The sequence below is a fragment of the Curtobacterium sp. MCLR17_034 genome, assembly GCF_003234485.1.
GTDB classification, from domain to species: Bacteria; Actinomycetota; Actinomycetes; order Actinomycetales; family Microbacteriaceae; genus Curtobacterium; species Curtobacterium flaccumfaciens.
In genome coordinates this window covers 50,056-71,321 of the sequence record NZ_QKTH01000006.1, presented here as the reverse complement: position 1 = coordinate 71,321, position 21,266 = coordinate 50,056, and the positions used below count along the sequence as shown (strand labels likewise).

The window sequence follows — 21,266 nt, the reverse complement described above, 5'->3', positions numbered from 1 at the left end:
GTCCGGCAGCCGAGACCTCCCCGGGCGACGCGCCCGGGCCGCCACGACGGAGCCCACTCCCAGATGACCGACAGCGCCACCGCGACCACCCACGCGTCGCAGCACGACATCCTCATCGTCACCGGCATGTCCGGGGCCGGGCGGTCCACCGTCGGCAAGGCCCTCGAAGACCTGGGCTGGTACGTCGTCGACAACCTGCCCACGCAGATGCTGGCCCCGCTGACCGAACTGGCCGACCGCGCGGGGGAGAAGATCCCGAAGATCGCCACGGTGGTCGACGTCCGCGGCGGGCGGTTCTTCACCGACCCCGAGCACGCGGTCGAGCAGGTCCGCTCGAGCACCTCCGCGCGGGTCCGTGTGCTGTTCCTCGAAGCCACCGACGCCGTGCTGGTCCGGCGCTTCGAGCAGGTCCGCCGACCCCACCCGCTCCAGGGCGAGGACACCCTGCTCGACGGCATCGCCCGCGAACGAGCGCGTCTCGCCGGCCTGCGCGAGGCGTCCGACGTGGTGATCGACACCTCCGACCTCAACATCCACCAGCTCGCGAACACCGTGATCGAGCACTTCGCCGACGAGCACTTCGTGGGTGTACAGGTCACGCTGATGAGCTTCGGGTTCAAGTACGGTCTGCCCGCCGACGCCGACATGGTGGCCGACGTGCGGTTCCTCCCGAACCCCTACTGGGTCCCGGAACTGCGGCCCCACACCGGGCTGGACCAGCCGGTCTCGGACTACGTGCTGGCGCAGGCCGGAGCCCGTCCGTTCGTCGATCGCTACGCCTCCGTCCTCGAGCCGGTGTTCGAGGGGTACCAGCGCGAGAACAAAAGACACGCTACGATCGCCATCGGCTGTACCGGCGGGAAGCACCGCTCGGTCGCCATCGTCGCCGAGTTGGCGAACCTCCTCCGCGGGATGCCTGGCGTCGCCGTGCGTGTGAAGAACCGAGATCTCGGCCGGGAGTGACCGTCCCTCCGGCCGCTCCCACGCCCGTGCCGCCGGATCTGCGGGAACCACTGAACGAACGTTAGGAATGATGCTGTGCCGTTGACTGCCGAGGTCAAGGACGAACTGGCCAGGGTCGCCGTGAACCGCAACACGGTCCGCGCCGCCGAACTGGCCACGATCCTCCGGTTCGCTGGTGGTCTGCACGTCATCTCGGGCCGCATCGCGGTCGAGGTCGAGCTCGACACCCGGATCATCGTGCACCGGGTCCGCAAGGACCTCGCCGAGCTCTACGGCGTGCGCAGCGAGGCGTCGGTGGGCTCGTCCGCGTCCGCCCGCCGCGGGACCCGCTACCTGGTCCGCGTGCTCGAGGCGGGGGAGACCCTCGCCCGCCAGACCGGCCTGATGGACGCCCGTCGTCGTCCCGTCCGCGGGCTGCCGAACCGCCTCACCACGGGCAACCGCGAGGACCTCGCGGCCATCTGGCGCGGCGCCTTCCTCGCATCCGGCACCCTGACCGACCCGGGTCGGGCCGCAGCGCTCGAGGTCACCTGCCCCGGCAACGAGGCCGCGATGGCCCTCGTCGGTGCCGCCTCGCGTCTCGGGGTCGCCGCGAAGGGCCGCGAGGTCCGTGGGGTGCACCGCGTCGTCATCCGCGACGGCGAGGCCATCGGTCAGATGCTGACCGTCATGGGCGCGGCGCGCACCACCGCCGACTGGGAGGAGATGCGCCAGCGTCGCGAGGTCCGCGCGACCGCGAACCGCCTGGTCAACTTCGACGACGCGAACCTCCGCCGTTCCGCGCAGGCCGCCGTGGCCGCCTGCGCCCGGGTCGAGCGTGCGCTCGAGATCCTCGGCGACGAGGTCCCCGACCACCTGCAGTACGCCGGCACGCTGCGCCTGCAGCACCGCGACGCGTCGCTCGACGAGCTCGGCCAGCACGCGGACCCGCCCATGACCAAGGACGCCATCGCCGGCCGCATCCGGCGCCTGCTGGCGATGGCCGACAAGCGGGCCTCCGACCTCGGCATCCCGGGCACCGAAGCGAGCGTTCCCGAGGAGCTCGAAGGGGCCTGAGAGCGGTCTGTCGACCCTGCGGACGGGAGGCGCGGTGCCAGCTGGCACCGCGCCTCCCGTCCGTTTCCCGGCCCGTTCTCGGACCCGTTCCCGGCCTGGTCGGCGACCGTCCGGACGGACCGTCATCCCGCTCGGGCACGCAGTGTCCGACTGCTAGGGTCGTTACGGCGACGTTACGGGGCGTATCGTCCACCACACGCGGGCCCGCCAGGGTGCGCGACTCCCGAAAGCAGCGCCCCCTGGGCGCTCCACACTCACCAGGAGATCCATTGACCGTCAAGATCGGTATCAACGGCTTCGGCCGCATCGGCCGTAACTTCTTCCGGGCCGCCCTCGCGAAGGGCTCCGACCTCGAGATCGTGGCGGTGAACGACCTCACCGACAACGCGTCGCTCGCCAACCTGCTGAAGTTCGACTCCATCACGGGCCGTCTCGGCGTCTCCGTCGAGCTCGACGGCGACAACATCGTCGTCGACGGCAAGGCCATCAAGGTCCTCGCCGAGCGCGACCCCGCCAACCTCCCCTGGGGCGAGCTGGGTGTCGACATCGTCATCGAGTCGACCGGGTTCTTCACCAAGGCCGCCGATGCGCAGAAGCACATCGACGCCGGCGCCAAGAAGGTCATCATCTCCGCCCCGGCCTCGGGTGACGACGTCACCATCGTGCTCGGCGTGAACGAGGACCAGTACGACGCGGCGAACCACCACATCATCTCGAACGCGTCCTGCACCACGAACAGCCTCGCGCCGCTCGCCAAGGTGTTCCACGACAAGTTCGGCATCGAGCGTGGCCTCATGACCACGGTGCACGCCTACACCGCCGACCAGAACCTGCAGGACGGCCCGCACAAGGACCCCCGTCGTGCCCGCGCCGCCGCGCTGAACATCGTCCCGACCTCGACCGGTGCCGCCAAGGCCATCGGCCAGGTCATGCCGGAGCTCGCCGGCAAGCTCGACGGCTTCGCGCTGCGCGTCCCGGTCCCCACCGGCTCGATCACCGACCTCACCCTCGAGACCAAGTCCGAGGTCACCGTCGACGAGATCAACGCCGCCTACAAGGAGGCCGCAGAAGGTCCCCTCAAGGGCATCCTGCTCTACAGCGAGGACCCGCTGGTGTCGACCGACATCACCACGGACCCGCACTCCTCGATCTACGACTCCGGCCTGACCAAGGTCATCGGCGGCCTCGTGAAGATCACCTCGTGGTACGACAACGAGTGGGGCTACTCGAACCGCCTCGTCGACCTCACCGAGTACGTCGGCGAGCGTCTGTAACACATGGCCCTCCGCACCCTCGAGGACCTCGGCGACCTCGCCGGCAAGCGCGTCGTCGTCCGTTGTGACCTGAACGTCCCGCTCAAGGACGGCACCATCACGGACGACGGCCGCGTCCGCGCGTCGCTCACCACGCTGAACACCCTCGTCAACGCCGGCGCACGCGTCATCGTGATCTCGCACCTGGGCCGCCCCGACGGGGAGCCCAAGCCCGAGTTCTCGCTCGCACCGGTGGCCCAGCGGCTCTCCGAGCTGCTCGGCAAAGAGGTCACGTTCGTCGGCGAGACCGTCGGTGACGAAGCGACCGCCGCGGCCGAGGCCCTCGAGGACGGCGACGTCCTGCTGCTCGAGAACCTCCGCTTCAACCCGGAGGAGACCTCGAAGGACGCCGCCGAGCGCGGTGCCTTCGCGGACCGCATCGCCGCCCTCGGTGACGCCTTCGTCTCCGACGGCTTCGGTGTCGTGCACCGCAAGCAGGCCTCGGTCTACGAGCTCGCGTCCGCACTGCCCAGTGCGGCCGGTTCGTTGATCGAGACCGAGCTGCGCGTGCTCGAGCGCCTGACCAAGGACCCGGAGCGGCCGTACACGGTCGTGCTCGGCGGGTCGAAGGTCAGCGACAAGCTCGGTGTCATCGACCACATCCTGCCGAAGGTCGACACCCTCTGCATCGGTGGCGGCATGCTCTTCACGTTCCTCGCGGCCCAGGGCCACGGGGTCGCGAAGTCGCTGCTCGAGGCGGACCAGCTCGACGTCGTCCGCGAGTACCTCTCGCGGGCGAAGGAGCTCGGTGTCACCATCGACCTGCCGACCGACGTCGTGGTGGCCTCCGGCTTCGCGGCCGACGCCGACCACGAGACCGTGGCGGCCGACGCCATCGAGTCCTCGTCGTTCGGTACGGACGGCATCGGCCTCGACATCGGCCCGGAGACCGCTGCGCGGTTCGCCTCGGCCGTCTCGGGTTCGAAGACCGTGTTCTGGAACGGCCCGATGGGTGTGTTCGAGTTCCCGGCCTTCGCCGCCGGCACGAAGACCGTCGCGCAGGCGCTGACCGAGGTCGACGGCCTCGGCGTCGTCGGTGGTGGCGATTCCGCTGCCGCCGTGCGGTCGCTCGGCTTCTCAGACGACCAGTTCGGCCACATCTCGACCGGTGGCGGTGCGAGCCTCGAGTTCCTCGAGGGCAAGTCGCTGCCCGGTCTCGAAGCACTGGGGTGGACCGCATGACCCGCACGCCACTGATCGCCGGGAACTGGAAGATGAACCTGGACCACCTCCAGGCCATCGCGACCGTGCAGAAGCTCGCATGGACGCTCAAGGACGCCCGGCACGACTTCGACGACGTCGAGGTCGCGGTGTTCCCGCCGTTCACCGACCTGCGGAGCGTGCAGACGCTGATCTCGGCTGACAAGCTGCCGATCCACTTCGGTGCGCAGGACCTGTCGCAGTTCGACTCCGGTGCCTACACCGGTGACGTCTCCGGTGCGTTCCTCGCAGCGCTCGACGCCCAGTACGTCATCGTCGGCCACTCCGAGCGGCGCACGCTGCACGGTGAGACCGACGAGGTCGTCGCGGCGAAGACCGCGGCGGCCGTCAAGCACGGCCTCGTCCCCGTGGTGTGCGTCGGCGAGACCGGCGAGCAGCGCGAGGAGCGCGGCGCCGGTGTCGTGCCGGTCGAGCAGCTCCGCGTCGTGCTCGACGCGGTCAAGCCCGCCGACATCGTCGTGGCGTACGAGCCCGTCTGGGCCATCGGCTCCGGCCAGGCCGCCACGGCCGAGCAGGCGCAGGACGAGTGCGCGGCGATCCGTCGTGGCATCGCCGCAGCCTGGGGTGACCAGGCTGCTGCAGACACCCGAGTGCTCTACGGCGGCTCGGTCAAGTCGGGCAACATCGCGGGGTTCCTCCGCGAGCCCGACATCGACGGCGCGCTCGTCGGTGGCGCTTCGCTCGACGTGCAGGAGTTCGCGGCCATCGCCCGGTTCCGTCAGCACGTCGGGCTGTAGTCCGCAGGCGTCGTCGCGGGCAGTCGTCCGCACCACTCCCGTCCAGGTACCGGCCGTGCTCCGCGCGGCCGGTACACTGGTACGGCTGACTGACACGAAAGGTACGTCGTGGCGATACTCTCCGTCGTGCTGCAGGTCCTGCTCGCAATCACGAGCCTCCTGCTCACGCTCCTCATCCTGCTGCACAAGGGCCGCGGTGGTGGCCTCTCCGACATGTTCGGCGGTGGGGTCACGAGCAACCTCGGTGCGTCCGGCGTGGCCGAGCGCAACCTCAACCGCATCACGGTGATCCTCGGTCTGGTCTGGATCGTCTCCATCATCGTGCTCGGTCTCATCAACAAGTTCACGGCGGGGGTCTGATCCATGGCAAGCGGAGGCAGTGCAATCCGAGGGTCTCGCGTCGGCGCGGGACCGATGGGCGAACAGGACCGCGGGGTCCAGGCAGAGCGCGTGGCGATCTCGTACTGGGACGCCCTCGGCAACGAGGTCGTGCGGTACTTCGCCGCGAACCTGCCCGATGAAGAGATCCCCGAGACGGTGGACTCGCCGTCGAGTGGTCTGCCGGCTGGGCGCGACAAGGAGAACCCTCCCGTGGTCTCCAAGACGGAGCCCTACAAGACGCACCTCGCGTACGTGAAGGAACGCCGCACCGAGGAAGAGGCAGCGCAGCTCCTCGAGGACGCGCTCCAGCAGCTCCGAGAGCGTCGCGGCACCGCGGCGAAGAAGAGCTAGCGCACACACGCTGCCGAAGGCCCCTGCACCGATGGTGTGGGGGCCTTGGTGCGTCCGGGGCAGGGGCGGCTCGGTCGCCGAGTGGTCAAGACACGCCGCGTGCGGTGCGCGCTGGTGGCGCGAACCGTCGGTTGCAGGCGCCGCAACCGACAGTTCGTGCCCACTCGGCGTCGTGCCGTCGGGGAGTCGCGGCAGGTCGGTGCCCGGCCGCGCGCGCCGAGCGACGGTTCGCCGAGGGGTCACGACACGCCGCGTGAAGTGTGTCGAGGTGGCGCGTTCTGTCGCCTGCGGCGCCTGCGGCCAACAGTTCGTGACCACTCGGCGTCGTGCCGGCGGGGTGTCGCGACCGCTCGGCGCCGGGGTGCCGCGTCCGGGTGCCGCGCGGAGTGCCGGTTCGCCGAGGGGTCACGACACGCCGCGTGCGGTGCGCCGAGGTGGCGGGAACCGTCGCCTGCGGCGCCCGCAAGCGACAGTTCGTGACCACTCGGCGTCGTGCCGGCGGGGAGTCGTGACCGCTCGGCGTCGCTCGGTGCCGGGATGCCGCGCGGAGCGGCGGTTCGCCGAGTGGTCACGACACGCCGCGTGCGGTGCGCGGTGGTGGCACGAACTGTCGCCTGGGGCGCCCGCGGCCGACAGTTCGTGCCCCCTCGACTCAGGCGCTCGGGCGCGGCGCGCAGTGGGCGCGACCACAGACGGACGGGAGGCCCGGTGCCAGCTGGCACCGGGCCTCCCGTCCGTCAGGAACGCGCGTCTAGTACGTCGACGCGATCAGGTTCTCGGGGACGTCGCGTGCGGCGTCCTGGTCCACGAAGAAGACGGTGCGCTTGCGACCCTGCACGCCACCGACGGGGACGTCCTCGATCGACGCACCGGCGAGGGCCAGCCCGAGGACCGATGCCTTCTCGGCACCGGAGAGGATCACCCAGACGCGCTGCGAGGCGTTGATCACCGGGAAGGTGACGGTCAGACGCTGCGGCGGCGGCTTGGGGGAGTCGTCGACCGACACGACGGCACGGTCGGTGACGGTGAGCTGCGGGAACTCCGGGAAGAGCGAGGCGGTGTGCCCGTCGGGGCCGACACCGAGCAGCGTGATGTCGAAGCGCGGAGCGACGGCACCTTCGGGCGCGGCGTCCCGCAGCTCGCGCTCGTACTGGGTCGCCGCGGCCTCGATGTCGAGCCCGCCGTCCGACGCCGGCATCGGGTGGATGTTCGACGCGGGGATGTCGACGTGGTCGAAGAAGTCGGTCTGGGTGCCGATCGTGTTGCGGTCGGCGTCGTCCGACGGGACCCAGCGCTCGTCGACCCACCAGACGTGCACCTTCGACCAGTCGACGCTCTCGCGCGCCGGCGACTGGCCGATCGCGGCGAGGACGAGGGAGGACACCGAGCCACCGCTGATCGCGATGTCGGCGCGCTCCTGCTCGTCGAGCACGTCGATGATCTTGGTGATGAAGCGTGCGGCGACCGAAGCGCCGAGGGCCTGCTTGTCCGGGTGCACGAGCACCCGCCGTTCGTTGGTCACGTGACTCCCGTGTTCGTGGCGGCCGACCGGTCGTCCGACCGCCTTCGGTCCGGTCGGGCCGCCTGCACCAGACAGGCGGCCCGACCGTGTGGGGTGTTGATCAGCGGGCGATGGTCTCGCGCAGCTGGGGCACCCCGTGCTTGACGACGTCTCCGAAGAGGACGTCCGGGTCGAGTCTACGGAGTTCCTCGGCCAGGCAGTCGCGCAGGTTGCGGCGTGGCAGCGACAGGTCGTGCGTCGGCTGCCCGGGCATCGAGAGCGTGGCGACGTCCACCAGGGAACGCTCGAGCTCGATGGTGCCGGACTCACGGACGAGCTTCACACCGTGGATGCCGCTCGACCCCGTTGCGCGCGGCGACGTGACGACGGACACCGGCACCTGGAGCTGCAGCTGCAGCCAGGCGGCGAGGAGGATCGTCGACGGGCTGTCGGACGCTCCGGAGACCTCGACGGCGGTGATCGGCTCGTACGGCGGCTGGTCGAGCGCCGCGGCGAGCTGGTTTCGCCACAGGGTCAGACGGGTCCACGCGAAGTCGGTGTCGCCCGGTACGTAGGACGCACCGAGTGCCTCGATCGCGCCGTTGGGGTCCTTCTGCGCGGCCGCGTCGGTGATCCGTCGCTGCGCGATGCGGCCGAGGGCCGAGGCCGCGGGCTGCTCGGGAGCGGTCTGCGGCCACCAGGCCACGACGGGTGCGTCCGGCAGCAGGAGGCCGGTGACCAGGCTCTCCTCGTCGGTCGCGGTCTCGCCGTACGCCCGGAGGACGATGACCTCGCTCGCGCCCGCGTCGCTGCCGACGCGGATCTGCGCGTCGAGGCGACCGGGGGACTTCGTGTCACCGCTGTTCTTCGAGACGATGATGACGCGCATCGGGTGCTCGCGGGACGCCTCGTTGGCCGCCTCGATCGCCTCTTCCTCGTGGCCGAGGGCCGTCGAGATGATGAGGGTCAGCACACGGCCGAGGGCGACGGCGCCGCCCTCCTCGCGGATGCGGACGAGCTTCTTCTGGATCTTCGACACCGTGGTGTCGGGCATGTCGATCTTCACGGACGCCTCCAGGTCCGACCGTCGCGGGCGAGCAGGGCGTCGGCGGATGCCGGCCCCCACGTTCCGGGACGGTACTGCTCGGGCTGGCCCTGCGTGGCCCAGAACTCCTCGATGGGGTCGAGGATCTTCCAGGACAGCTCGACCTCCTGGTGCCGCGGGAACAGCGGCGGGTCACCGAGGAGCACGTCGAGGATGAGTCGCTCGTACGCCTCGGGGGATGCTTCGGTGAACGCGTGGCCGTAGCCGAAGTCCATCGTCACGTCGCGCACCTGGGTGCCGACGCCGGGGACCTTCGAGCCGAAGCGGAGCGTGACGCCCTCGTCCGGCTGGACACGGATGACGAGCGCGTTCTGACCGAGCGGGGACTGCGTGTTGCCGTAGACGTCCTCGGGGACGCGCTTGAACACGATCGCGATCTCGGTCACACGACGACCCAGACGCTTGCCGGCGCGCAGGTAGAACGGGACGCCCTGCCAGCGACGCGTGGCGATGTCGAGCTTGATCGCCGCGTAGGTCTCGGTACCGGACTCCGGGTTCATCCCGGCCTCTTCGAGGAAGCCGAGCACCTTCTCGCCGCCCTGCCAGCCGCCGTCGTACTGCCCGCGGGCAGTGGCGGTCGACAGGTCCTCGGGCAGACGGACGGCGGAGAGCACCTTCTCCTTCTCGGCACGCAGGTCGGCGGCCTTGAACGAGACGGGTTCCTCCATCGCGGTGAGTGCGAGGAGCTGCAGCAGGTGGTTCTGGATGACGTCGCGCGCCGCACCGATGCCGTCGTAGTACGCGGCACGCCCGGCGACGCCGATGTCCTCGGCCATCGTGATCTGCACGTGGTCGACGTAGTTCGAGTTCCAGATGGGTTCGTACATCTGGTTCGCGAACCGGAGCGTCAGGAGGTTCTGGACGGTCTCCTTGCCGAGGTAGTGGTCGATGCGGAACACGTCGTCGGGCGCGAAGACGCTCTCGACGATCGCGTTGAGCTCGCGCGCGGTGCGGAGGTCGGAACCGAACGGCTTCTCGACGACCACGCGGCTCCAGGAGCCCTCGCGCTTCTCGGTCAGCCCGGACAGCTTCAGCTGCTCGGTGACCACCGGGAACATCTTCGGCGGGATGGACAGGTAGAACGCGTGGTTGCCCAGCGTCCCGCGCTCGGCGTCGAGGTCGTCGACGGTGCGCTTGAGCTCGCGGAACGCCTCGGGGTCGTCGAACGAGCCCTGGACGAAGCGGATGCCCTGTTCGAGCTGACGCCAGACGTCCTCGTCGAACGGGGTGCGCGAGTGCTCCTTGACGGCGTCGTGGACGAGCTGGGAGAAGTCTTGGTCCTCCCAGTCGCGACGAGCGAACCCGACGAGCGCGAATCCCGGGGGCAGGAGCCCCCGGTTGGCCAGGTCGTAGACCGCGGGCATCAGCTTCTTGCGTGACAGGTCGCCCGTCACGCCGAAGATGATGAGCGTGCTCGGTCCCGCGATCCGGTTCAGTCGACGATCCGTCGGCAGCCGGAGCGGGTTGTGCTCCGGGGTGATTGCCACCGGTGACATGAGTCGGTGAACTCCTTACGAGTCAGTGGGAGACGGCGGACGCGATCGCCGCGGTGGCGGCGTGGACGTCCGACGTCGTGAGGGTGAGGACCGGCCGGCCGTGCTCGGCGAGGACGCTCGCGTCGCCGGCTGCCTGGGCCCGGAGGAGCTGCCCGAACGTGAACGGCCGACCCGGGATCGCCAGGTCCTCCGCTTCGTCGGCCACGATCTGCAGGAACACTCCCGTGGCGGGGCCGCCCTTGTGGTACTGGCCGGTCGAGTGCAGGAACCGGGGGCCGTACCCGAAGGTGACGGGGCGCTCCGTGCGCGCCGCGATCGCGTCGCGCAGCGACTCGAGACCGCTGTTGGTGGTGCGGTCGACGTACGCCTGCACCGACACGTAGCCGGTCGGGTCGAGTGCGGACAGGAGGCCCGACACGGCTTCCGAGAGCGTCGCACCGACCGCGAGTCCGGGCGTCGCGTGGACGGCGATGCCGTCCTCGGAGAACGCCGGCTCGGCAGGAACGGGGCGGTCGTCGAGCAGCGCGCGGGTCGCGACCTTGGCGGCCTCGACGTCGGGCTGGTCGAACGGGTTGATGCCGAGCAGGCGACCGGCGACCGCGACGGCGTACTCCCAGACGAGGATCTGGCCACCGAGCGTGCCGGTGATCTCGACCTCGCCCTCGGCCACGTGACGCTCGTCCTCGCGCGAACCGACCAGGCGGATGACCTGGACGTCGGGCAGGCCGGCGGTGACCTCGGGGGAGTCCGCGTGCAGCACGACGGGCAGCAGGCCGCGGCCGTCCTTGCCGGTCGACTCCGCGATCAGCTGTTCGACCCAGTCGCCGAAACCGACGATGTGCGTGCCGTCGGGCACGATGGCGATCTTGTCGCGCAGCGGCTCGGTGCCCGCGAGGACCGCACCGAGCACGAGCCCGGGGTTCTCGTCCAGGTCGACCGAGAGCAGCGCGGAGATCGCGTCGGCCTCGTCGAGGAGCTCGGCGATGTCCGCTCCCGCGAGCCCGGACGGCACGAGGCCGAAGGCGGTGAGCGCGGAGTAGCGGCCACCGACCGTGGAGTCGGCGGTGAAGACGCGGTAGCCGGCGTCGGTCGCAGCGGCCTCGAGCGCGGAGCCCGGGTCGGTGACGACGACGATGCGGCGCGCCGGGTCGATGCCGGCGTCGCGGAAGGCCTGCTCGTAGACACGCCGCTGCGAATCGGTCTCGAGCGTCGAGCCGGACTTCGACGAGACCACGAGCACGGTGCGCTCGAGGTCGGTCGTCACGGCCGCACGGACCTGTGCGGGGTCGGTCGAGTCGAGGACCGTGAGGGGCACGCCGGCGGTGCGCGTGATGACCTCGGGTGCGAGGGACGAGCCGCCCATGCCGGCGAGGACGACGTGGTCGACCCCTTCGGCACGGAGCGACTCGCGCAGCGCGGTCACCTCGGCGACGAGCGGGCGGGAGACCGCGACGGCCTCCACCCAGCCGAGGCGCTTCGACGCCTCGGCCTCGGCGGTGGTTCCCCACAGATCGGCGTCCTGGGCGGTGATGCCCGAGGCCACCAGGTCAGCGACGAGCCGCGGGACCACCTGTTCGATGGCCCGCGCGGCGTCGCCGCTGGCTGCGATGGAAACCGTCACTACTTGGCGCCCTCGAGCGCTGCCTTGACGGTGTCGACGAGCTCGCCCCAGGAGACGTTGAACTTGTCCACGCCCTCCTTCTCGAGCAGTGCGACGACCTCGTCGTAGTCGACGCCCTGTGCGGCGAGCTGGTCGAGGACCTGCTGCGCCTGGTCGAACGTGCCGGCGATGGCGTCGCCGTGGATCTCACCGTGGTCGAACGTGGCGTCGAGCGTCTTGCCCGGCATCGTGTTGACGGTGTTCGGGGCGGCGAGCTCGGTCACGTAGAGCGTGTCGGGGAGCGACGGGTCCTTGACACCGGTCGAGGCCCAGAGCGGACGCTGCGTGTTGGCGCCGGACTCGAGCAGGCCGAGGGCACGCTCGGAGGCGAACGCCTCGGTCCAGACCTGGTAGGCGAGCTGCGCGTTGGCGATGCCGGCCTTCGACTTGAGGGCCTTGGCCTCGTCGGTGCCGACGGCGTCCAGGCGCTTGTCGATCTCGGAGTCGACGCGCGACACGAAGAAGGACGCGACCGAGTGGATCTTGGAGAGGTCGTGGCCGGCGGCCTTGGCCTTCTCGAGCCCACCGAGGTACGCGTCGATGACGGCGCGGTAGCGCTCGAGCGAGAAGATCAGGGTGACGTTGACGGAGATGCCGGCGCCGATGACCTCGGTGATCGCCTCGAGACCCTCGAGCGTCGCCGGGATCTTGATGAGGACGTTCTCCTTGCCGACCTTCTCGAACAGGAACTTGGCCTGCTCGATGGTCTTGGCGGTGTCGTGCGCGAGGCCCGGCTCGACCTCGATCGAGACGCGGCCGTCGAAGCCCTTGGTCTCGTCGTAGATCGGCTTGAAGACGTCGGAGGCGTTCGCGACGTCCTGCGTGGTGATCGCGAAGATCGCGTCGGTGACGTCGGTGCCCGCAGCGGCGAGCTCCTTGACCTGCGAGTCGTAGCGCTCGCCCTTGGCGAGGGCGGACGCGAAGATCGTCGGGTTCGTCGTCACGCCGACGACGTTCTTCTGCTCGATGAGCTCGGTGAGCTTGCCGGTTTCGAGGAGCTCGCGGGAGAGGTCGTCGAGCCAGATGCTCACGCCGACCGCGGAGAGGGCGGCGGTGGGGGTGTTCTCAGCCATGTGTTTCTCTTCTTCTTTCATCGACGGGTCCGTGAGGACCGTGAGTCGGGGTTTCGGGGACGGGAGGCCCGTGGCGGAACCGAGCCGGGCCTCCCGGAAGAAGGGCCGGATCCGGAAACCGGACCCGGCCCTTGCAGGTCAGGAAGCTGCGATCGATTCCTTCGCGGCGGCCACGACGTGCTCCGTCGTGAAGCCGAACTCCTTGAAGAGCGTCTGGTAGTCGGCCGAGGCACCGAAGTGCTCGATCGAGACGCTGCGGCCCTTGTCGCCGACGATGTCGCGCCAGCTCATGGCGATGCCGGCCTCGACCGACACACGAGCGGTGACGTTCTTCGGGAGCACCTGGTCCTGGTAGTTCTCGGACTGGGCGCGGAACCACTCGATCGACGGCGCGCTCACGACGCGGGCGTTGATGCCCTCGGCCTTGAGCTGCTCGCGAGCATCGACAGCGATCTGGACCTCGGAACCGGTCGCGATGAGGATGACGTCCGGGGTGCCGTTGGGCGCCTCGGCCAGGATGTACGCACCCTTGGCGACGTTCTTCGCCGAAGCGAAGACCTCACCGGAGGCGTCACCCTCGCCACGCTCGAACACGGGGAGGTTCTGACGGCTCAGCGCGATGCCGGCCGGGCGGTCGGTGTGCTTGAGCATCTCGAGCCACGCGTACGCGACCTCGTTGGCGTCGGCCGGGCGGACGACGTCGAGACCGGGGATCGCACGGAGCGACGAGACCTGCTCGATCGGCTGGTGCGTCGGGCCGTCCTCGCCGAGGGCGATGGAGTCGTGGGTCCAGACGTAGATCGCCGGCGCCTGCATGAGCGCGGCGAGACGGACCGCCGGACGCATGTAGTCGCTGAAGATGAGGAACGTGCCACCGAAGGGGCGGGTGTTCCCGTGCAGGACGATGCCGTTGAGGATCGAGCCCATGGCGTGCTCGCGGATGCCGAAGTGCAGCACGCGGCCGTACGGGTCGGTGCTCCACGTCGACGTCGAGGCCTCGGCCGGACCGAAGGACTTGGCGCCCTCGATCGTGGTGAGGTTCGACTCGGCGAGGTCGGCCGAACCGCCCCAGAACTCGGGCATCAGCGGCGCGATGGCGTTGATCACCTTGCCGGAAGCGGCACGGGTCGAGACGGCCTTGTCGGTCGGGAAGACCGGGAGCGCTGCTTCGAGGCCCTCCGGGAGCTCCTTCGACTGGACACGGTCGAACAGCGCCTTCTTGTCGGCGTTGGCGGCGGCCCACGCGTCGAAGGACTTCTGCCACTCGGCGTGCTCGGCCTGGCCCTTGGCGACGGCGCCGCGGGTGTACTCGAGGACCTCGGGGGCGACCTCGAAGGTCTTGTCGGTGTCGAAGCCGAGGATCTCCTTGAGACCCTTGATCTCGTCGGCGCCGAGCGCCGAGCCGTGGATCTTGCCCGAGTTCTGCTTGGTCGGCGACGGCCAGCCGATGATCGTCTTGAGGACGATGAGCGACGGCTTGTCGGTGACCTGCTTGGCGGCCTCGATCGCGGCGTGGAGCTCCTCGACGTCCTCGGAGTACTCGCCGGTCTTCTTCCAGTCGACGATCTGGACGTGCCAGCCGAGCGCCTCGTAGCGGTCGGCGACGCTCTCCGAGAACGCGATGTCGGTGTTGTCCTCGATCGAGATCTGGTTCGAGTCGTAGAACGCGATGAGGTTGCCGAGCTGCTGACGGCCGGCGAGCGAGCCGGACTCGTTCGTCACGCCTTCCTGCATGTCACCGTCGCCGGCGATCACGTAGGTGTAGTGGTCGAACGGCGACTGGCCGGCCGGGGTCTCCGGGTCGAACAGGCCGCGCTCGAAGCGCTGGGCGTAGGCGAAGCCGACCGAGGACGCGAGGCCCTGGCCGAGCGGGCCCGTGGTGATCTCGACACCGTCGGTGTGGCCGTACTCCGGGTGACCCGGGGTCTTCGAGCCCCACTTGCGCAGGTGCTGCAGGTCGTCGATCTCGAGCCCGTAGCCGTGCAGGTAGAACTGCACGTACTGGAGGATCGAGGCGTGACCGGCGGAGAGGATGAAGCGGTCGCGGCCGATCCAGGTGGAGTCGCTCGGGTCGCGACGCATCACCTTCTGGAAGAGCAGGTGGGCGAGCGGAGCGAGGCTCATCGCGGTGCCGGGGTGACCGTTGCCGGCGGCCTCGACCGAGTCGGCGGCGAGAACGCGGGCCGTGTCGACGGCCTTCCGGTCGATGGCGTCCCAGGTGAATTCAGCCACTTGGATGTTGACCCTTCTTGATGCGACATGTGCGAGGGCTCGTGCCATCGCACGGACATGTGGCCATCCCGGGGCCGAGTCGTGTCGCCGTCTAGCGGCGGCCGACCGGCTCATCGCGGCCGACGTCATCGGGGCGCGCACTGCGGGAGGGCGTGTCCAGCATAGTGACCCGGTACTCAGAAGGGGTTCAGGTGACCCCCGATGTTCACACCGGGGTGGCCGTCGACGGTCGATCCGGGCGTGTCGAGCGCGTCCGGATCACGCCGGGATGTCGGAGCGGGGCACCGTCGCGGCGCTTCCATCCCGTAAACTGATCGGGACCCGTGGACATTCCGGGTCAGCGCATGCCCGGACGCCGTCGCAGTCGTCCACCGAGTGTGCGAGCTGATGCGAACAGACTGAGGTTCTCTTGCCGACTGCCACCGTGACCCGGCCCGACACCGATCGACCCCGATCGCCGCTGTCCCGCAAGGTCCGTGCGTACGTCTCGTTGACGAAGCCGCGCGTGATGGAGCTGCTGCTCGTCACCACGGCGCCGACGATGTTCCTCGCCGAACGCGGCGTCCCCGACCTGTGGCTCGTCTTCTGGACGATGCTCGGCGGAGCGATGTCGGCCGGTTCGGCGTCGGCCTTCAACTGCTACATCGACCGCGACATCGACCGCCTGATGAAGCGGACCAGCACCCGCCCGCTCGTCACCGGCGAGCTGTCCGACCGCGAGGCCCTCGTGTTCTCGTGGGTGCTCGGCATCCTGTCGACCGCGGTGCTCGGCTTCCTGGTGAACTGGCTCGCCGCCGCGCTGAGCGTCATCGCGATCCTCATCTACGTGTTCGTCTACACGCTGTGGCTCAAGCGCCGCACCCCGCAGAACATCGTGTGGGGCGGCTCGGCCGGCTGCATGCCCGTGCTCATCGGCTGGGCGGGCGTCACCGGGTCGCTGACCTGGACCCCGGTCATCCTGTTCATGGTGATCTTCCTGTGGACGCCGCCGCACTACTGGCCGCTGTCGATGAAGTACCGCGACGACTACGACGCGGCCGACGTGCCCATGCTCGCCGTGGTCCGTGGCCGCACCGTCGTCGGCCTGCAGGTCGTGCTCTACGCGTGGGCGACGCTCGTCTGCTCGCTCCTGCTCATCCCGGTCGGACACATGGGGCCGCTCTACACGGTGGTCGCGCTGGCGGGCGGCATCTGGTTCGTCGTCGAGTCGCACCGCCTGTACTCGCGGGCCATCCAGCACGTCGAGCACGTGCAGCCGATGCGGGTCTTCCACAGCTCGATCACGTACCTGACGCTGCTCTTCATCGCCGTGGGCATCGACCCGCTGCTGCCGCAGGTCTTCACCTTCTAGGCGGTCGAGCGGGCGCCCGCGCGCGCTCGGTCCGCACGACGCCGTCGTGTCGATTCGACGCCGTCGTGTCCTGCTGACGCCGTCATGTCCGGTTGACACCGTCGTGTCCTGTTGACGCCGTCGTGTCGGCACGACGCCGCCACCACGCCGAGACGCCGCCGAACCCGGCGGCGTCTCGTGCGTTCGGCGGCGTAGCGGCAGGACACCGGCGTCCTGCGTCGGCCACGAGGCGGCCTGGAGGCGCGGTGCGGGCCCGCCACGGGCCTCCCGTCCGGCGTGACGGCCGTCGGCCGCGGGGCGGACGCGAGTCGCTGCGAACCGCGCGTGGTGCGGATATCGAGCGACGAAGTCGATGTCGTGCGACATCGGCGGTGTCGTTCCGCGTCAGCAACGTGGCGCTCGCCCGTCCACGTCCGCCACAAACGCGACACCCCACGAGTCGAACGACTCGTGGGGTGTCGGAGAACGGGTGTCGAGCGCACGACGCGCCCGGACGTCAGGCGTCGATGGGTTCCCGGACGGCGTCTCGGCCGGCCGAGGCCCGCGTCGACAGCACCACGGCGGTCACCGCACCGACGAGCAACCCGGCGAGCACCATGTGCGTGCCGACGAGCCCGACGGGCAGACCCGTGCGTGCCTGCGTGAGTCCGACCGCGATCTGCAGGAACTCGACGACGAGCAGCAGCAGCGGCCACTTGCTCGGGCGACCCAGACGGACGGCTCCGATCACGAGCACCAGGGTCAGCGCGAAGAGGGCGTACGCGGGCCAGGCGTGCACGTGCTCCATCACCGCGGGGTCGAACCCGGTGCGGTGCAGACGTCCACCGTCAACCGCGGCGTCGGCCCCGGCGTGCGGGCCGCTGCCGGTGGTCAGGATGCCGACGAGCACGGTCACGACGACCGCGGCGACGGTGCCGCGGACGACACCCGTGTACCAGCGCGGGACGAGCCGCTGGGCGGTCCGCGGGCCGTGCGTCGTGCGGTAGACCAGCGCAGCGGTCACCGAGGTGAGGGCGGCGGAGACGACGAAGTGCAGCCCGACCACGAAGGGGTTCAGGTTCGTCCAGACGCTCATGCCTCCGATGACGGCCTGGACCGGGATCGCGACGCCCTGAGCGAACGCGAGCCAGAAGAGTTCGGGGCGCGTGCGGAGCATCCGGACGACCGCGAGGAACATCGCGACGGCCACGATCACGAGCACGAAGGTGAGCAGACGGTTGCCGAACTCGATGATGCCGTGGATGCCCATCTCCGGCGTGGAGACCAGCGAATCCGCCGTGCACTTGGGCCAGGTGGGGCATCCGAGGCCCGACGCGGTGAGGCGCACGAGGCCTCCGGTACCGATCAGCACGACCTCGACCACGAAGGACGCCCAGGCCAGTGCGACCACACGACGGTCGACCACGCGGGGGAGCGACCACCACCGTCCGGTCCGGAGATCCTGCTCGACGGGGGATCCGACGCGTGTCACGAGGGTGGTGCCTTCCTGTTGTTCCGTGCAGTGAACCTGTAGGATTCGAGGGTTCAGCAGCAGTCAAGTCTAGGCAGGCGCCGGCTCCGAATGGGCCGAGATCGCCGATCAACCCACGGACTGCGTGGAACCATTGTCGTTGCGAGGGAGCAGCACCGGGTCCGCATGTCAGCGGTCCGCGGTGGAATGGCGTCCAGACGCCACGGGTTCACACCTGTAACGCTGTCCCGCGAGAAGGAAACGAGGAGACCATGTCCGACGTGCTCATCGACCGTCCCGAGCTCGAAGGGCTCGGCCAATACGAGTTCGGCTGGTCCGACTCCGACTCGGCAGGGTCCTCCGCCCGTCGTGGGATCTCGGAAGAGGTCGTCACCGACATCTCGAACCTCAAGGACGAGCCCGAGTGGATGCTGAAGAACCGCCTCAAGGGGCTGTCGCTCTTCGGCCGCAAGCCGATGCCGACGTGGGGTGCCGACCTGACGGGCATCGACTTCGACAACATCAAGTACTTCGTGCGCTCCACGGAGAAGCAGGCGCAGTCGTGGGAGGACCTCCCCGAGGACATCCGTGCGACCTACGAGAAGCTCGGCATCCCCGAGGCCGAGCGGCAGCGCCTCGTCGCCGGCGTCGCCGCGCAGTACGAGTCCGAGGTCGTCTACCACCAGATCCGCGAGGACCTGGAGCAGCAGGGCGTCATCTTCATGGACACCGACACGGCGCTCCGTGAGCACCCGGAGCTGTTCGAGGAGTACTTCGGCACCGTGATCCCGGCCGGCGACAACAAGTTCGCCGCGCTGAACACGGCCGTCTGGTCCGGTGGCTCGTTCGTCTACGTCCCGAAGGGCGTCCACGTCGAGATCCCGCTGCAGGCCTACTTCCGGATCAACACCGAGAACATGGGCCAGTTCGAGCGGACGCTGATCATCGCGGACGAGGACTCGTACGTCCACTACATCGAGGGCTGCACCGCCCCGATCTACAAGTCCGACTCGCTGCACTCGGCCGTCGTCGAGATCATCGTGAAGAAGAACGCCCGCGTTCGGTACACGACGATCCAGAACTGGTCGAACAACGTCTACAACCTCGTCACCAAGCGTGCGATCGCACACGAGGGCGCGACGATGGAGTGGATCGACGGCAACATCGGGTCCAAGGTCACGATGAAGTACCCGTCGATCTACCTCGCTGGCGAGCACGCCAAGGGCGAGACGCTCTCCGTCGCCTTCGCGGGCCCCGGTCAGCACCAGGACGCCGGCGCGAAGATGATCCACATGGCGCCGTACACGACGTCGTCGATCGTCTCGAAGTCGATCGCCCGTGGTGGCGGTCGTGCGGGCTACCGCGGTGAGGTCCGGGTCGACCCGGCCGCGCACCACGCCGCCAACACCGTGCGCTGCGACGCCCTGCTGGTCGACACGATCAGCCGGAGCGACACCTACCCCGCGATCGACATCCGTGTCGACGACGTGCAGCTGGGACACGAGGCCACGGTCTCGCGTGTCAGCGAGGAGCAGCTCTTCTACCTCATGTCCCGCGGCATGGCCGAGGACGAGGCGATGGCGATGATCGTCCGTGGCTTCATCGAGCCGATCGCCCGCGAGCTCCCGATGGAGTACGCACTCGAACTCAACAAGCTCATCGAGATGAGCATGGAAGGATCCGTCGGCTAGATGTCCAGCACCACCCCTCCCCACATCGACCAGCCGATCGAGCCCGCTGCCGCAGCGCAGGGCGGCACCCAGCACGGCGCCGGAGCCCACTCCGACGGCGGCTGGGACGCCCCCGACAAGAAGGTGCCGGTCCAGACCCGCTCCGAGCGGTTCCAGTCCGGCGACGTCGAGGCGTTCCCGAAGGTCACCGGCCGAGAGGTCAACTGGAAGTTCGCGCCGCTCGCCAAGCTCCAGCCGCTGCTGGACGGCGCGCTCGACGGATCCGCCTACCCGTACCTCGCCCGCCAGTCCGAGGGCGCCGACGTCGAGTGGGGTCGCAGCGACGACCCCCGCGTCGGCTCCGCCGGCCTGCCCGAGGACCGCGCCTCGGCCGCAGCCTGGACCGCCCGTGACGCGGTCCTGGCGATCACGATCAAGGCCACCGAGGCGCACGAGTTCATCACCGTGACCCGTTCCGACTTCGGGTCGCAGCCCCGCGCTGCGCACACGGTGATCACGGCCGAGCCGAACTCCCAGGGCATCGTCGTGCTCGACAACCGCGGCAGCGCCCTGCTGAGCGAGAACGTCGAGATCGTCGCGCAGCAGAACGCACGACTGACCGTCGTCAGCCTGCAGGACTGGGACGACGACGCGGTGCACGTCTCGACCCACTTCGCCGAGGTCGGCCGCGACGCCTTCCTCAAGCACGTCGTGGTCTCGCTCGGCGGCGACGTCATCCGCGTCAACCCCTCGACGCACCTCGGTGCGCAGGGTGCCGACACGGAGATGTACGGCGTGTACTTCGCCGACGCCGGCCAGTACATCGAGCAGCAGGTCTACGTGAACCACGACGCGCCGAACACGCGCGGTCGGGTCAACTACAAGGGCGCGCTGCAGGGTCAGGGCGCGCACACCGTCTGGATCGGCGACGTGCTGATCGGCCGCGCCGGTGACGGCACCGACTCGTACGAGCAGAACCGCAACCTCGTGCTGACGGACGGCACCCGCGCCGACAGCATCCCGAACCTCGAGATCGAGACGGGCAACATCGAGGGCGCCGGCCACGCGAGTGCGACCGGTCGCTTCGACGACGAGCAGCTGTTCTACCTGCAGTCCCGCGGCGTCCCGGAAGAAGAAGCGCGGCGCCTCGTCGTGCTCGGCTTCCTGGTCGAGGTCATCCAGAAGATCGGTGCGCCCGAGCTCGAGGAACGCCTCATCGCCGCGGTCGAGCAGGAGCTGGCCGAGGGCCGTTCGGTCATCGCCGCACCGGTCGAGGCGGGCGACGCACAGGCCGCCACCGCGCAGGCTTCCGCCCCGCAGACCGCCGCTCCGCAGGCCACCGCCTGATGGCCGAGAAGGTCTGCGCCGAAGCCGACATCGCGGTGGACAGCCCGATGCGGGTGGTCGTCGACGGCACGGCGGTCGCGATCGTGAAGGACTCGTCCGGCACGGTCCACGCCATCGGTGACACCTGCACGCACGGCGACATCTCGCTGGCCGAAGGCTTCGTCGAGGGTGACTCGCTGGAGTGCTGGGCCCACGGGTCCCGCTTCTCGCTGACCACCGGCAAGCCGCAGAACTTCCCGGCCTACGAGCCAGTCCCGGTCTTCCGGGTCGAGGTCCGCGACGGCGACGTCTACGTCGACGTGCAGGACGTCGTCCCGGTCGACTGAGCACCCCCAACACTTCCCGCGGCTGACGCCGCA

18 protein-coding genes are annotated in these 21,266 nt (G+C 69.6%); 11 read left to right on the top strand and 7 right to left on the bottom strand.

Annotated features, from left to right (window positions below; translation table 11 throughout):
* The first annotated feature begins 63 nt into the window (after positions 1–63).
* The 7 genes from rapZ to DEI98_RS08480 all read left to right on the top strand — a co-directional run bounded on the left by rapZ (position 64) and on the right by DEI98_RS08480 (position 6,022).
* Positions 64–963, top strand: coding sequence for an RNase adapter RapZ (rapZ, locus tag DEI98_RS08510; RefSeq protein WP_027465691.1), 900 nt, complete (start codon positions 64–66; stop codon positions 961–963).
* 75 nt (positions 964–1,038) lie between these two features.
* The gene (whiA, locus tag DEI98_RS08505; RefSeq protein ID WP_027465690.1) at positions 1,039–2,019 is read left to right on the top strand and encodes a DNA-binding protein WhiA; all 981 of its coding nucleotides are present in this window, start codon (positions 1,039–1,041) and stop codon (positions 2,017–2,019) included.
* Between the two features lie 269 nt (positions 2,020–2,288).
* Positions 2,289–3,293 (top strand): type I glyceraldehyde-3-phosphate dehydrogenase, encoded by a 1,005-nt coding sequence (gene gap / locus DEI98_RS08500; RefSeq protein ID WP_017887253.1) that lies wholly within the window; start codon positions 2,289–2,291, stop codon positions 3,291–3,293.
* A 3-nt stretch (positions 3,294–3,296) separates the two neighbouring features.
* Positions 3,297–4,514, top strand: a complete 1,218-nt coding sequence (locus tag DEI98_RS08495; RefSeq protein ID WP_110864545.1) for a phosphoglycerate kinase — start codon at positions 3,297–3,299, stop codon at positions 4,512–4,514.
* On the top strand, positions 4,511–5,290 hold the full coding sequence (gene tpiA, locus DEI98_RS08490; RefSeq protein ID WP_031259782.1) for a triose-phosphate isomerase: 780 nt from the start codon (positions 4,511–4,513) through the stop codon (positions 5,288–5,290). Before DEI98_RS08495 ends, tpiA begins: the two co-directional genes overlap by 4 nt.
* Before the next feature lie 108 nt (positions 5,291–5,398).
* On the top strand, positions 5,399–5,650 hold the full coding sequence (gene secG, locus DEI98_RS08485) for a preprotein translocase subunit SecG (protein ID WP_017887256.1): 252 nt from the start codon (positions 5,399–5,401) through the stop codon (positions 5,648–5,650).
* A gap of 3 nt (positions 5,651–5,653) precedes the next feature.
* Positions 5,654–6,022 carry an RNA polymerase-binding protein RbpA gene (locus DEI98_RS08480; RefSeq protein ID WP_110862753.1) on the top strand — a complete coding sequence of 123 codons (369 nt, stop codon included), beginning with the start codon at positions 5,654–5,656 and terminating at the stop codon, positions 6,020–6,022.
* A 751-nt stretch (positions 6,023–6,773) separates the two neighbouring features.
* On the opposite strand, the gene pgl is transcribed toward DEI98_RS08480, so the two are convergent.
* The 6 genes from pgl to tkt form a co-directional block, all read right to left on the bottom strand.
* Positions 6,774–7,544: a 6-phosphogluconolactonase gene (pgl, locus tag DEI98_RS08475; RefSeq protein WP_111100495.1), complete on the bottom strand. Its 771-nt coding sequence runs from the start codon at positions 7,542–7,544 to the stop codon at positions 6,774–6,776.
* A 100-nt stretch (positions 7,545–7,644) separates the two neighbouring features.
* Positions 7,645–8,589: a glucose-6-phosphate dehydrogenase assembly protein OpcA gene (locus DEI98_RS08470; protein ID WP_027465684.1), complete on the bottom strand. Its 945-nt coding sequence runs from the start codon at positions 8,587–8,589 to the stop codon at positions 7,645–7,647.
* On the bottom strand, positions 8,586–10,124 hold the full coding sequence (gene zwf / locus DEI98_RS08465) for a glucose-6-phosphate dehydrogenase (RefSeq protein ID WP_027465683.1): 1,539 nt from the start codon (positions 10,122–10,124) through the stop codon (positions 8,586–8,588). Before zwf ends, DEI98_RS08470 begins: the two co-directional genes overlap by 4 nt.
* Before the next feature lie 22 nt (positions 10,125–10,146).
* Entirely contained in the window at positions 10,147–11,745 is a 1,599-nt protein-coding gene (locus DEI98_RS08460; protein WP_111100494.1) for a glucose-6-phosphate isomerase, read from the bottom strand.
* A complete protein-coding gene (gene tal / locus DEI98_RS08455; RefSeq protein WP_071403753.1) occupies positions 11,745–12,857 on the bottom strand; it encodes a transaldolase in 1,113 nt (370 codons plus the stop codon). Before tal ends, DEI98_RS08460 begins: the two co-directional genes overlap by 1 nt.
* A gap of 138 nt (positions 12,858–12,995) precedes the next feature.
* Positions 12,996–15,089: a transketolase gene (gene tkt / locus DEI98_RS08450; RefSeq protein WP_111029283.1), complete on the bottom strand. Its 2,094-nt coding sequence runs from the start codon at positions 15,087–15,089 to the stop codon at positions 12,996–12,998.
* Positions 15,090–15,513: 424 nt separating this feature from the next.
* On the opposite strand from tkt, the gene DEI98_RS08445 reads away from it, so the two are divergent.
* Positions 15,514–16,440, top strand: coding sequence for a heme o synthase (locus tag DEI98_RS08445; protein ID WP_071403755.1), 927 nt, complete (start codon positions 15,514–15,516; stop codon positions 16,438–16,440).
* Between the two features lie 496 nt (positions 16,441–16,936).
* Here the strand turns inward: DEI98_RS08445 and DEI98_RS08440 are convergent, their stop codons facing one another.
* Positions 16,937–17,911: a heme A synthase gene (locus tag DEI98_RS08440; RefSeq protein WP_071403756.1), complete on the bottom strand. Its 975-nt coding sequence runs from the start codon at positions 17,909–17,911 to the stop codon at positions 16,937–16,939.
* A gap of 251 nt (positions 17,912–18,162) precedes the next feature.
* On the opposite strand from DEI98_RS08440, the gene sufB reads away from it, so the two are divergent.
* The 3 genes from sufB to DEI98_RS08425 are packed head-to-tail and all read left to right on the top strand — an operon-like array spanning position 18,163 to position 21,233.
* Entirely contained in the window at positions 18,163–19,581 is a 1,419-nt protein-coding gene (sufB, locus tag DEI98_RS08435) for a Fe-S cluster assembly protein SufB (protein WP_071403757.1), read from the top strand.
* Positions 19,582–20,907: a Fe-S cluster assembly protein SufD gene (sufD, locus tag DEI98_RS08430; protein ID WP_111100493.1), complete on the top strand. Its 1,326-nt coding sequence runs from the start codon at positions 19,582–19,584 to the stop codon at positions 20,905–20,907. It abuts the gene before it with no gap.
* Positions 20,907–21,233 (top strand): non-heme iron oxygenase ferredoxin subunit, encoded by a 327-nt coding sequence (locus DEI98_RS08425; RefSeq protein ID WP_371830590.1) that lies wholly within the window; start codon positions 20,907–20,909, stop codon positions 21,231–21,233. The genes sufD and DEI98_RS08425 overlap by 1 nt, the downstream gene beginning before the upstream one ends.
* Positions 21,234–21,266: the final 33 nt, after the last annotated feature.